This window comes from Acidovorax temperans, from assembly GCF_028596105.1.
GTDB lineage: Bacteria > Pseudomonadota > Gammaproteobacteria > Burkholderiales > Burkholderiaceae_C > Acidovorax > Acidovorax temperans.
Genome location: NZ_CP117193.1, coordinates 2,461,081 through 2,473,571, shown reverse-complemented (window position 1 = coordinate 2,473,571; position 12,491 = coordinate 2,461,081). Strand labels below are relative to the sequence as shown.

Annotated in this window: 9 protein-coding genes and 2 pseudogenes; all 11 read left to right on the top strand. The window is 66.1% G+C overall.

All coding sequences use genetic code 11. The features are described from left to right. Positions 1 to 10: 10 nt before the first annotated feature. Entirely contained in the window at positions 11 to 877 is an 867-nt protein-coding gene (locus tag PQV96_RS11690; RefSeq protein ID WP_012761387.1) for a ParA family protein, read from the top strand. Next, positions 861 to 1,118 carry a hypothetical protein gene (locus tag PQV96_RS11685; protein ID WP_012761388.1) on the top strand — a complete coding sequence of 86 codons (258 nt, stop codon included), beginning with the start codon at positions 861 to 863 and terminating at the stop codon, positions 1,116 to 1,118. Before PQV96_RS11690 ends, PQV96_RS11685 begins: the two co-directional genes overlap by 17 nt. After that, complete coding sequence (locus PQV96_RS11680) at positions 1,111 to 2,790, top strand: ParB family protein (protein WP_012761389.1); 1,680 nt, start codon at positions 1,111 to 1,113, stop codon at positions 2,788 to 2,790. The genes PQV96_RS11685 and PQV96_RS11680 overlap by 8 nt, the downstream gene beginning before the upstream one ends. A gap of 13 nt (positions 2,791 to 2,803) precedes the next feature. Continuing rightward, positions 2,804 to 3,364 carry a DUF2857 domain-containing protein gene (locus PQV96_RS11675; protein WP_012761390.1) on the top strand — a complete coding sequence of 187 codons (561 nt, stop codon included), beginning with the start codon at positions 2,804 to 2,806 and terminating at the stop codon, positions 3,362 to 3,364. Positions 3,365 to 3,367: 3 nt separating this feature from the next. After that, positions 3,368 to 4,627 carry an STY4528 family pathogenicity island replication protein gene (locus PQV96_RS11670; RefSeq protein ID WP_012761391.1) on the top strand — a complete coding sequence of 420 codons (1,260 nt, stop codon included), beginning with the start codon at positions 3,368 to 3,370 and terminating at the stop codon, positions 4,625 to 4,627. A 229-nt stretch (positions 4,628 to 4,856) separates the two neighbouring features. Next, positions 4,857 to 5,636, top strand: a complete 780-nt coding sequence (locus PQV96_RS11665; RefSeq protein ID WP_012761392.1) for a PFL_4669 family integrating conjugative element protein — start codon at positions 4,857 to 4,859, stop codon at positions 5,634 to 5,636. Continuing rightward, entirely contained in the window at positions 5,633 to 6,184 is a 552-nt protein-coding gene (locus tag PQV96_RS11660; protein ID WP_012761393.1) for a DUF3158 family protein, read from the top strand. The genes PQV96_RS11665 and PQV96_RS11660 overlap by 4 nt, the downstream gene beginning before the upstream one ends. After that, positions 6,181 to 6,630 (top strand): single-stranded DNA-binding protein, encoded by a 450-nt coding sequence (locus PQV96_RS11655; RefSeq protein ID WP_012761394.1) that lies wholly within the window; start codon positions 6,181 to 6,183, stop codon positions 6,628 to 6,630. Before PQV96_RS11660 ends, PQV96_RS11655 begins: the two co-directional genes overlap by 4 nt. Before the next feature lie 278 nt (positions 6,631 to 6,908). Further along, positions 6,909 to 8,567 (top strand): annotated as a pseudogene (locus tag PQV96_RS11650) (DNA topoisomerase III); the annotation flags it as partial. A 145-nt stretch (positions 8,568 to 8,712) separates the two neighbouring features. Continuing rightward, positions 8,713 to 11,625 (top strand): Tn3 family transposase, encoded by a 2,913-nt coding sequence (locus PQV96_RS11645; protein WP_012478196.1) that lies wholly within the window; start codon positions 8,713 to 8,715, stop codon positions 11,623 to 11,625. Next, positions 11,613 to 12,144 (top strand): annotated as a pseudogene (locus PQV96_RS11640) (topoisomerase DNA-binding C4 zinc finger domain-containing protein); the annotation flags it as partial. The gene PQV96_RS11645 and the pseudogene PQV96_RS11640, both read left to right, overlap by 13 nt. Positions 12,145 to 12,491: the final 347 nt, after the last annotated feature.

The window sequence follows — 12,491 nt, the reverse complement described above, 5'->3', positions numbered from 1 at the left end:
GGAGAAGCCCATGCAGGTGGTGTCCATCATTTCGACCAAGGGCGGCGTGGGCAAGACGACCACCGCCGCGAACCTGGGCGGCTTCGCGGCCGACGCCGGGCTGCGCGTGCTGCTGCTGGACCTGGACGTGCAGCCCACGCTGTCGAGCTACTTCACGCTGGCCGAACGCGCGCCGGCCGGCATCTACGAGATGCTGGCGTACAACGAGCAGCGCGCCGAGCAACTGGTGTCGCGCACCGCCATCGTCGGCTTGGACCTGGTGCTGTCGAACGACGACCGGGGCGAGCTGAACACGCTGCTGTTGCACGCACCGGACGGCAGATTGCGGCTGCGCCACCTGCTGCCGACGCTGGCGCCGCGCTACGACCTGCTGCTGATCGACACCCAGGGCGCGCGCAGCGTCCTGCTGGAAATGGCGGTGCTGGCCTCGGACCTGGCGCTGTCCCCGGTGACGCCGGAAATCCTCGCGGCCCGCGAGCTGCGCCGCGGCACCTTGCAGCTCATCGAGGACATCGCACCGTACCGTCATCTGGGCATCGAGCCGCCACCGCTGCACCTGCTCATCAACCGCGTGCATCCGGTGTCATCGAACGCGCGGCTGATCCAGCAGGCATTGCGACAGGTGTTCCAGGGTCACGTCGGCGTGCGTGTGCTGGATACCGACGTGCCGGCGATCGAGGCGTATCCACGTGCGGCGACGCGCGGCCTGCCGGTGCATCGGGTGGAGTACCGCCAGCCGGCGGGCCGCTCGGCACCGGCTGCGCTGGACACCATGCGCGCCCTCGCTGGCGAGCTGTTCCCCGAGTGGAAAGAGCGCTTCGCGCTCGTCACCGGCCGAGGGAACGCGGGAGGGGCCGGCCATGGCCAGCGCGCATGAACTGGCGCGCGGCCACAAGCGGCTGCGAGCGCTGATCGAGTTCGCCCTGGGTGAGGGCTGGAAGGTGGTGCGCACCCGAGGCGGACACCTTCTGTTCACGAAGCTGGGCTGCGCGCCGATCTACACCAGCTCGACGGCGAGCGACCACCGTGCGGAGCGCAATGCCCTTGCGCAGCTTCGCCGCGCCGACCGCCAGGCGCAGGTAGCCGAGGCATCGCCGCAGGAGCGCGGCCATGGCTGACATGACGCCGGATGACATGGCCGCCAAGCTGCTGGCCTCGGGCTTCGAGCGCAGCGGCCCTTCGGCCGCAGCCTTGACCGACCCGATCGCCGACACGCCGATGGTGGTGACGCTGGACCAGTTGCGCCCGTATGACCACGACCCGCGCGTGACGCGCAACCCGGCCTACGAAGACATCAAGGCCTCCATCCGCGAGCGCGGGCTGGATGCGTCACCCGCGATCACGCGCCGGCCCGGCGAGCTGCACTACATCATCCGCAACGGCGGCAACACGCGCCTGGCGATCTTGCGCGAGTTGTGGAGCGAGACGAAGGACGAACGCTTCTTCCGCATCCCCTGCCTGTTCCGTCCCTGGCCGCAGCGCGGCGAGGTAGTGATGCTGACCGGCCACCTGGCCGAGAACGAGCTGCGCGGGGGCTTGAGCTTCATTGAGAGAGCCCTGGGTGTGGAGAAGGCGCGCGAGTTCTACGAGCAGGAAATGGGACGGGACAGCGGCCAGCCACTGTCGCAGAGCGAGCTGGCACGCCGGCTCACGGCCGATGGCTTTCCGCTGCCGCAGTCGCACATCAGCCGCATGCAGGACGCGGTTCACTACCTGCTGCCGGCGATTCCGAACTTGCTGTACGGCGGGCTCGGCCGGCACCAGGTCGAACGGCTGGCGGTGTTGCGCAAGGCCTGCGAACGCACTTGGGAACGCCGTGCGCTGGGCCGCAGTCTGTTGGTGGACTTCGCCACGCTGTTCCAGGACGTGCTCGCGCAGTTCGACGCGCAGCCCGACAACTTCTCGCCGCAGCGCGTGCAGGACGAGCTGGTCGGCCAGATGGTCGAACTGCTGGAAGCGGACTACGACACGCTGGCCCTGGAGATCGACGACACGGAGAGCCGACAGCGCGCGCTGACCAGTGATCCAGCGCCGCCAGCGGCACGACCTGCGGCGCCGACCGCACCTGCGCCCGAGCCGCAGCGGTCTTCGTCGCCGCCATCGACGCCGGCTCCGTCAGTGCAGCCAGCAGCACCTTCTCCTTCCACATCGTCGGGCGTCGGTCTGGTTGTACCCGCCGTCGGCACCGAAGGTATGCATCAGGACGGGCAACGCGACGAGCGCCTGCAAGGCCACATCGTCTCCCCTGCACCGACCACCGAGCGCCTGCAATCCATACAGCGCATGGTCGCCGACCAGATGGGCGACAAGCTGCCCGACTTCGATGTCGACGCGCTGCGCGCCATTCCCGTACAGGCAGGCGGGCTCTATCCAATCTCGGACGTCTGGTACATCGAGCCCGGCCTGGACGTGCCGGATCGGCTGCGCGTGCACATTGCGCAGTTCGCGCGCGAGATCGCCGAAGAGGCCGGCGTGGCCGAGCAGGTCGAGTCCAGCGACGGCGGCATCGGCTTTGCCTGCGTCGCGCCGCCGGCAGCGCGCGCGATGCCACCGTTCGCGCGGGCCGTGCTGACGCTGCTGCAGGCGCTGTGCGCCGCCCGTGTCGCAGCCGGGCTCGACCGCGCCCGGCTCGCCGATGATCTGGCGCCCTTGCTGTACGGCTCAGGCGCCTATCCGCGCCTGAGCGATGCCGGGCTGGTAAAGCTGTTTCGGCTGCTGCGCCTGGCACGGCGGCTTGTGGATCTGGAATCCGGTGCGGGCGCCAGCGCCGCGCCCGGCCATGGCGCCTGAGCGGAGACCAGCCATGTCCGCACCGCACCCGCTCAACCAGGCCGTGATCGCGCAGGCGCTGCACGACCTGCGCAACGGGCAACTGCGACGCTGCAAGGCCATGGGCTTCGGCGAGGAAGAACTCGATGCGCTGAAGCATCCCGAACTCGTGAGCATGCTGGTCAATGCCACCGTCTCGTGGTGCTCGGTGTCGGTGAACCGCGAAGTGCTCAAGCGATTGCTGAGCCAGGTGCACGACGTGGAGCGGGAGATTGCCACGGTCGACCGCATGCTGCGCCTGGGCGCCAGCACGGAGATGGTCAGCCGCTTCTACGGCTTGACGCACCAGGAGGTCGCGTTGCGGCGCGACATCCTCGGCCTGCCCAAGCGCAAGGGGCGGCATCCGGTGCTGGATGAAGCACAAGACACCGCCCTGTGGAAGCAGTGGAAGGCCGGCGTCACGGAGCGCGGCATCGCGCTGGACGACGAGGTGGCGATGCTGGCGCTGACCATGGACCTGGCCGAGACCTTAAACCTGCCGATGTCGGTGATCTGGTCGGCGATACGCAACTGGATCGACCAGGGGCTGGTGTAGGCCATGGCGACCGGCGGCGCACCCCGGCGCGATGGCCCCGTGGCGCTGTCGGCACTGTTCGACGACGCGCTGCGGGAACTGGTGCCACCGGCACCACCGGCACCACCGGCACCGCCTGCGCAGCGCGGCGCTGCTCCTGCGGCGCCGGCCGCGCCGGCCAGCGACGGCTTCCTCTACAGCGGCAACCGGCATGAGAGCGTGCCGCGCGCGCTGTTCCTCGACCGACGCCTGACGCCGCTGGAGCGCAACGCCTGGCAGGTGTTCCGCCTGCAGCTCCAGAGCGACGGCGTGACGGCGTTCCCGACCTACGACCAGCTCCGGCCTTATCTCGCCTCGATGCCTTGCGCGGCGCAGGCCTCGCATGAGACCGTGGCGCGCGCCCTGACGCTGCTGCGGCTGACGCGCTGGCTGAGCCTGGTGCGACGGCGCCGCGACCCGAAGACTGGGCGCATCCTCGGCAACCTCTACGTGCTGCACGACGAACCGCTGACGCCCTTCGAGGCGATGCAGCTCGACCCCGACTACCTCGGCCTGGTCAGCCAGGCGCTGACCCATGCCGCCAAGGCGGTGCAGATCGTCGGCATGAACACTCTGCGCGAGATCGCCGAAGACCCGATGCTCAACGGCCGCACGCTGCCCACGCGGCTGCAGGTGCTGGCACAGCGCATGGCCCGCAACGAATGGGCGGATGCGAGTTATCCACAAGCGCCTGTGGATCACGAATCCGAAGAAGGCCAGGACGGCCTGCTTCGGAATCTCGATGGCCCGTCTTCGGATTCCGAAGCAGGGCTGAAACCCGCGCCAGACGGCTCACTTCGGAATCCGAAGGAGGACCGTACTGTACGTATGGATCGTATAAATCAAGTACGTACAGTACCGCGCGCGAAGGCGTTGCAGCACCTGCGCCTGCCCGAGCGCCTGCTGCGCTTGAAGGACGAGCAGCAGAGCGGTGCGATGGTGGCCTTGCAGCAGGTGGACGAGTCGCTGCGGCAGGCAGTGCTGGACGAATGGGATGCGCGCTGCCGCATCAGCGCGGTGCGCAACCCGGCCGGCTACCTGTTCGGCATCATCCAGAAGGCGATCCGTGGCGAGTTCAAAGCCTGGGCCGGCGAAGGCGGTTCGCCATCGACGACGCCTGCGCCGCCGCCACGGCCACCCGCACCGGCTCCTTCTGCATCGCCACCACCCGCACCGAATGGCCCCGGCCGTGAGGCAGCGCGGGCTTACCTGGCAAAACTGCGTTCGACGTTGGGCGACTCCTGAACAGCTATCCCCAGGGGATAGCTGGGACACGAAGCCTTCCAGCCATGGGCTTCGGTTTTGTCATGCATCGCATGGTCGCAGCCCGGCGCGGACCTATCCCCAGGGGATAGACGGAACACGCGGCCTTCCCGAACGACAACCGGGAGCGCACCCGCTGCGGTTTGTTGACTGACGCCCTTCCGGGCGATACCGATGCTGGCGGCTCGTTCCCTTACCGCGAGTCGTCACCATGGCCAACGAATCCCAGCAGCCCCTGCAGTTGAATCTCGGATCGCTGCGCAGCGCGATGTCGCTGACGCTGCACACCCACCACGCTTCACGCATTTGGCATGGGCGAGCGCCCGCCGAGGGGCGGCCCGGCATCATCGGCCTCAACGGCTACATCAGCGTGATGAACAAGATGAAGCGCGGCGCTGAGCAGGACGACCCCTACTCGGATTTCTGGATGCTGCGCATCGAGGACAAGCTGACGCAGACCAAGGCCAGCTTGCAGGCGCTGCGCGAGCAGGTGGACCAGGCGCTGGCCGACGTGCCGCCCGCGCTGACGCTGGGCGAGAACATGAACGTGCAGCCGGTGAAGCTGCCGCTGTTCGTCAATGCGCAGCTCGGCTTCATGGCGGTGTACCTGCTGGCCGACTACGACGACCTGGCGCGCAAACTGATCCTCGCGCATCACACCGCGCTGATCGACCGCAGCACGCTGGAGCGCTGGCTCAACGACGGTGCGCATGCGCTGCGCAGCCTGTTCTCGCTGGCACAGCAGTACCGCTACTCCGGCGCGACGCGCGACGACTTCGCCTCGAAGAACGCGGTGGCGCGGGCGGCGCTGGAGAAGTTCGGCGAGCTGCCGCAGGACGTGCTCGAAGGCACGCGCCGCTCGCGCTTTGCGCCACCGATCGCGCGGCGGGCGGGCAAGCCTGGCGCAGCCGCTGAGGCCGCGCCCGTCGCTGGCGCAGCCGATGTGGCGGGCGACGACCACGACCAGGACGGTGAAGGCGCGAAGGCATGACGGCATCTTCTTCCACCGGCCAACTGGCGCGCTTCCTGTCGCTGGAACAGGCGGACTTCCAACGCCTGGAACACGCGGGCTACCTAAAAGGCCTTTTACAGCCTTTTAAGGGTAAGGGGAGTCTGGAGGCCTGGGCCAACCAGTGCACGGCGCTGCGCGACGACTTGATCAGGCTGGCGCAGCGGCGCGTTCTGCAACAGGCTCGGGCCTATCCCTTCTCGCTGCTCGACGTGCAACTGGCCCAGCAGACCACGGGCGCAGGCACGACGTTCCTGCGCTGGCGCAACCACGACCGTTCCTCGATGGGGGTCGCGCTGTGGGAATCGCTGCTCGACCGTCCGGGGACGCCGGCCTCGCTGATCGATGACCTCTACGCGATGGAGCTGCAGCGCATCGCGCTGAACATGCAGATCAGCCTCCTTCACACGCTGGGCCGTCAAGCCCAGGAGTGCGCCAGCAAGGCCGCGCAGGCCGAAGCGGCTTACCTGCGGCGTGTCCACAGGCATGCCGCGTCCGTTCCATCTACCACCCCCAAGGAGTCACCATGAGCACGCACTTCGTCGGCGAGGGCAACATCGGTTCTGCGCCGGACTACCGCGAATTCCACAACGGCAACGACGAGCCGCGCCGGCTGTTGCGCCTGAACGTCTACTTCGACAACCCGATCCCGAAGAAGGACGGCGAGTTCGAGGACCGCGGCGGCTTCTGGGCGCCGGTGGAGCTGTGGCATCGCGACGCCGACCACTGGAAAGACCTGTACCAGAAAGGCATGCGCGTGCTGGTGGAAGGCCGGACCGTGAAGGACGAGTGGGAGGACGCCGACGACAACGAGCGCACGACCTTCAAGATCGAGGCTCGGCGCGTGGGCATCCTGCCGTACCGCCTCCAGGCCGTGACCCTCAGCGCCAGGACGCTGGAACCCGAGGCGGCAGTACCGCCGCCGAAGGAAACCAAGGGGACCAAGGCGCCGAAGGAAACCAAGGCCAAGGGCTGATTCCCCGCAGGGGGCGGCTGTAGCAACCGTCAGACGCCCGCCATGCACCAGCTATCCCCAGGGGATAGCTCCAGGGTGTTCCACCGAGTTCCAGCCGCCCTCCCGAAACGACGCTCCCGCTGCGCCAGCCGTTGCAGTGCCGCGCATGCCGCTGCGGCAACGCATCGCCTGCCGATCACAAAGCGGTGTCTGCGCCGATCGGCTTCCTTGCTGCCGTCATCCGCTGGCCCGGCCAAGCTGGGGCCATCCGATGAACCGCACACTTCCAAGGAGGCTTCATGCGCGTGTTCCTGTGCGAGAAGCCGTCCCAGGGCAAGGACATCGCCCGTGTGCTGGGCGCCGGCCAACGCGGCAACGGCTGCTACAGCGGTGCCGGTGTCGTCGTGACCTGGTGCATCGGTCATCTGGTCGAGGCGGTTCCGCCGGAAGGCTACGGCGAGCAGTACAAGCGCTGGGCCATCGAACAACTGCCCATTCTTCCCGAGCGCTGGCGTGTCGAGCCCAAGGCGGCGACCGCTGCGCAGTTCAAGGTCGTGCAGCAGCTCGTCGCCAAGGCGGGCGAGCTGGTGATCGCGACCGACGCTGATCGCGAAGGGGAGATGATCGCCCGCGAGATCATCGAGCTGTGCGGCTACCGCGGCCCGATCCAGCGGCTGTGGCTGTCGGCGCTCAACGATGCGTCGATCCGCAAGGCGCTGGGTGCACTCAAGCCATCCGCCGAGACGCTGCCGCTGTACTTCTCCGCGCTCGCCCGATCGCGTGCTGACTGGCTGATCGGGATGAACCTGAGCCGCCTGTTCACGCTGCTGGGCCGCCAGGCCGGCTACAACGGCGTGCTGTCGGTCGGGCGCGTGCAGACGCCGACGCTCAAGCTGGTCGTGGACCGTGATCGTGAGATCGCACGCTTCGTCTCGGTGCCGTTCTGGGCCATCGAAGTAGCGCTGTCGCATGCAGGCCAGTCCTTCGTCGCAAGCTGGACGCCGCCACAGGGCAGCACCGACGACGCCGGCCGCTGCCTGCAGCAGCCGGTGGCGCAGCAGGCCGCCGTGCGCCTGCGCGCGGCCGGCGCCGCCCAGGTGCTTTCGGTGGAGACCGAGCGCGTGCGCGAAGGCCCGCCGCTGCCGTTCGACCTCGGCACCTTGCAGGAGGTGTGTTCCAAGCAATTGGGCCTCGACGTGCAGGAGACGCTGGACATTGCCCAGGCGCTGTACGAGACGCACAAGGCGACGACGTATCCGCGCTCGGATTCGGGCTACCTGCCCGAGAGCATGCTGGCCGACGTGCCGGCCGTCCTCGACAGCTTGGTCAAAACCGATCCCGGCCTACGGCCACTGATCGACCGCCTGGATCGCCAGCAGCGTTCGCGGGCCTGGAACGACAGCAAGGTCACGGCGCACCACGGCATCATTCCGACGCTGGAGCCGGCCAACCTCTCGGCGATGAGCGAGAAGGAGCTGGCCGTCTACCGGCTGATCCGCGCCCACTACCTCGCGCAGTTCCTGCCGCATCACGAGTTCGACCGGACGGTGGCGCAGCTCACGTGCGGCGGGCAGTCGCTGGTGGCGGTCGGCAAGCAGATCGCGGTGGCCGGATGGCGCCAGGTACTGGCGGTGCCGGAGCCCGAGGACGGTGACAGCGAGGACGCGCAGCGCGGCCAGGTGCTACCGGCGCTGCGTGCTGGAGCAGCCTGCCAGGTCGGCCAGGTCGAACTGAAGGCGTTGAAGACGCTGCCACCCAAGCCCTACACGCAGGGCGAGTTAGTCAAAGCCATGAAGGGCGTTGCCAAGCTCGTGACCGACCCGCGCCTGAAGCAGAAGCTCAAGGACACCACGGGCATCGGGACCGAGGCCACGCGCGCCAACATCATCAGCGGGCTGTTGGCCCGCGGTTATCTGTTGAAGAAAGGCCGGGCCATCCGCGCGTCGGATGCCGCCTTCGGGGTCGATTTGTTTTCGTTGTCAAAAGTGACGGTAGGAGATCGAGCACTGGCGTAGGGGTGGTCTGATAAGCCCTTGATTTCATTGGTTTTCCTGTTCACTTTTTCAGGCGTATTGTGTCTGCCCCAATCACCGGAGACACAAGATGCAAAGCTGGCACACAACCTACCTTGGCCTGCGAGAGCTGCCAAGGGAAATCAGCACCTTCGAGCTTCAGTCGTTTTTCACGTACAGCCGTACTGAGCGCGAGCTCATCAACGCCCGCCGAAGCAACGCCCACAAGCTGGGTCTGGCACTGCACATAGGTTTCTTGCGCTTGAGCGGGCGCCTGCTGAATTCGGTGCGCATCGTTCCGACAACCCTGTGGCGCCATCTGGGTGACGAAATCGGCATCACTGCTGTTGAACTGGCATCCCTGCGAGCCCTGTATGTTCGCGGTCGAACCCTCTTTGACCATCAACAACTGGCCTGTGATGTCCTGGGGTTTCATTGGATGACGGAGCACCAACGTCGCGCCCTGGTACGCACCCTGCGCGATGAGGTGGCCCGCTGCGCCGATCGGGATCAATTGCTCGTATTCGCTCGGCGCTGGTTGTATCAAAGCAAGATCCTGATCCTGCGCGACCGTGACATCCGTGTCCTGGTCACAGCGGCGCTGGGACAACTCGAAGAAGAAACAGCCAAAACGATTGCGGCATCTGTGCTGCCCGAACAACTGGTGCGCTGGCGGGATGCCATGGCCGCATTGCGCCCGGATGGGCAAACCCAGCAGAGCTGGTTGTGGTCGGCACCGGCCAAACACTCAACCAAACAAATTGGCGAGGTGTTCGAGCGAATCGAACTGCTGTACGCCCTGAATGTCCACAAACACCTGGACGACCTGTCCGGTCTCATTGTGCGGCGCTATGCACGCCGCCTGGCTTCAAGGCCTCCCTCGGTGGGGGCCAGGATCAAAGAACCCGCTCGCACAGTGGAGGTTGGCTGCTTTTTACGGCACTGCCTGTTTACCAGCACAGACCAAGCTATCTTGATGGTTCAGCGGCGCGTTGCCGATCTTTGGCGCACGGTCGCAGCAGGTGTCACGGAGACGGTCAATTGGGCTGACCTGTACAAGACATTGCTGGCAGAGCTGGCTGGTTTGGTCGCCCAGGGTGAACTTCAAGACGCGGAGTTGCGGGCTCGAATTGTTGCCCTGCTCAGTGCCAGCCAGCAAGGCAAACCACCCAGCCGGGCCTCGGTGGTGCGTGAGCGTTTGTTTGACGCCATACGTCCCGTGCGCTCTTTGCTGGCCGAAATCACCAAGCTGCCCTGGCAGGCCAATAGCGAGCACCCGGTGACCACAGCCTTGGCCCAATTGACGAAACTGTACGCGGGCAAACTTCGCGAACTACCTGCTGATGTCAGCGCCCCTCGCTTGGGTTCGGTCTGGAGCGGCGCGATTGCGGGTGCCGACCGGGAGCGCGCGTTTCGGGCCTTGGAGGTGGCCACCCTGTTTTCATTGCGACGTGCCGTGCGCAACGGTTCGGTGTGGATTGAGCACAGCCTGAGCTTTCGTGGCCGCGCACGCCTGTTCTTCACTGATGCGCGCTGGCAGGAAGAAGCCAAACGGCACTATGCCCGACTGTCACTGCCAGCCAATGCATCCACACTTTTGAAGCCGTTGCTGGCCAAGGTACGCGCCGGCGTGGAGGCAGTGGCCGTCGCCGCGCGCAGCGGTGTGCTGCGCGTGGACGAAGAACTCCACCTTTCAGTATTGCCGGCAGAGGATGAAGATCCAGAGGTGATTAAGTTGAGGGCCAAACTTGACCTGAGGATCGGTGAGGTGCAACTCCCAGAAGTGATCCTGGCCGTTGACGCTCAGGTACGTTTCAGCTGGATCATGCTTGGCCGCGAGCCACGTTCGACAGAAGAGCTGCTGATGGTCTACGCCGGCATCATGGCCCACGGCACCAGTCTGACGGCGGCCGAATGCGCCCGTATGATTCCGCAGTTGTCTGCCACCAGCATCCGTCAGGCCATGCGTTGGGCCGGGGACGAGCGTCGCTTGAGTCAAGCCTGCCACGCGGTGCTGGAGTTCATGCAACGGCACCCCATTGCAGCGACATGGGGTCGCACGGACCTGGCGTCGTCCGACATGATGAGCATGGAAACCACCCAACGGGTGTGGCAGGCCCGACAGGATCCAAGACGCAACACGTCCTCGATTGGCATCTACTCCCATGTGCGTGACCGATGGGGGATCTTCTACGCGCAGCCTTTTGTGCTCAATGAGCGCCAGGCAGGGGTCGCCATTGAGGGTGTCGTGCGCCAAGAATCCATCGAGACCAGCCAGTTGGCGGTGGACACCCACGGCTACACCGACTTTGCCATGGCGTTGGCCCGGCTACTGGGGTTCGATCTATGCCCACGACTGAAGGAATTGAAGCAGCGTCATCTGTACGTGCCGCGTGGCACGATCATTCCACCGGAGATCGCAGCAGTTTGCGAGGCTACCGTCGATACCGCTTTGATTGAGAAGCACTGGGACACCTTGGTCCATTTGGCAGCCTCGGTGATGAGCGGCAACGCCAGCGCAGTTGCAGCGCTGGCCAGATTTGGATCGGCGGCGCGGGGAGACCCCATCTACGAAGCGGGTGTTCAGTTGGGGCGCTTGCTGCGAACTGCGTTCCTGGCCGACTACTTTGTCAAAGACGCCTTCAGGAATGAGCTGCGTCGGGTACTCAACCGGGGTGAGGCGGTCAATGCCTTGAAGCGGGCGATTTATACCGGCAGAGTGAGCCCGGCTCAGGCCAAGCGGGCCGAGGAAATGCAGGCGGTGGCTGACGCCTTGAGTCTGTTGGCCAACATCATCATGGCCTGGAACACAACCCAGATGCAGGCCGTTCTGGACCGCTGGGCCAACCGGCGTCAGGTCATCCCGGCGGAGCTCACGGGGAAAATTGCGCCGACGCGGCTGCAAGGTATCAATTTGAGGGGCGTATTCCGCTTTCCAGTGGAGCGTTATGCCAGTGAAATCCTGCCGTCACAGACCACGCCGAAAACCGGGACCGGCGGTTGAAACCGAGCACGCTTTTGCGCCCTCAAACGGCGATCAAAAAAATCAACAGGAAACCCAATGAAATCAATGGCTTGGCAGGCCACCCCTACGCCAGTGCTCGATCTCCTACCGTCACTTTTGACAACGAAAACAAATCGACCCCCCTTCACACTGATCGATGCCGTGCCGGTGGCCATCGCCGACCCGGGCACCACGGCGGTGTGGGAGCAGGCGCTGGACATGATCGAGGCCGGCCAGATGACGCTGGACACCTTCATCGCCAAGCAATCGAGCTGGGTCGCCCAACTCGTGCAGCAGTACCGCGGCGCCACGCTTGCCATCAATTTGCCGCCCGCGCCGAGCTGCCCGCAGTGCGGCGCACCTATGCGCCAGCGCAGCGGCAAGAGCGGCGCGTTCTGGTCTTGCAGCCGTTACCCGGACTGCAAGGGCACGCAGCCGGTCGAAGATGCCGCGGCAGGCAAGCGCGGCGCATCCAGTCGTGCATCCGGCCCACCGCGTCGGCTCCCCAGGGCGAACTGACGCCCAAGTCTCCCTCTGCCACGCCGGCTGCTGCCGACGGCGGGGCAAACCTCCCGCGCTCCGCGGGACTCCCCAGCGCGCGTTCCCTTCTGCAACGGTGTGCGCGTCCTGCACAGGCCAATCACGGCTTGCAGGGCGAGAAGGTCATTGCTCCGTCGAATCGCGCTCGCCGCGGTTCCGCTGATCGAGGTGCTTCCGTTCATCCGCGAGCAGTCTCCTGACATCTTGACCCGCAAGGCTGCGAGGTGTGAGGAGACCGCTTGCGGTCAACGGTAGTCGGTGCCGGTGCCCGCCGGCGAAAGAACGGGCTCCCTTTGTGTGTGGATACACGCCAGAGGATGCCGGCC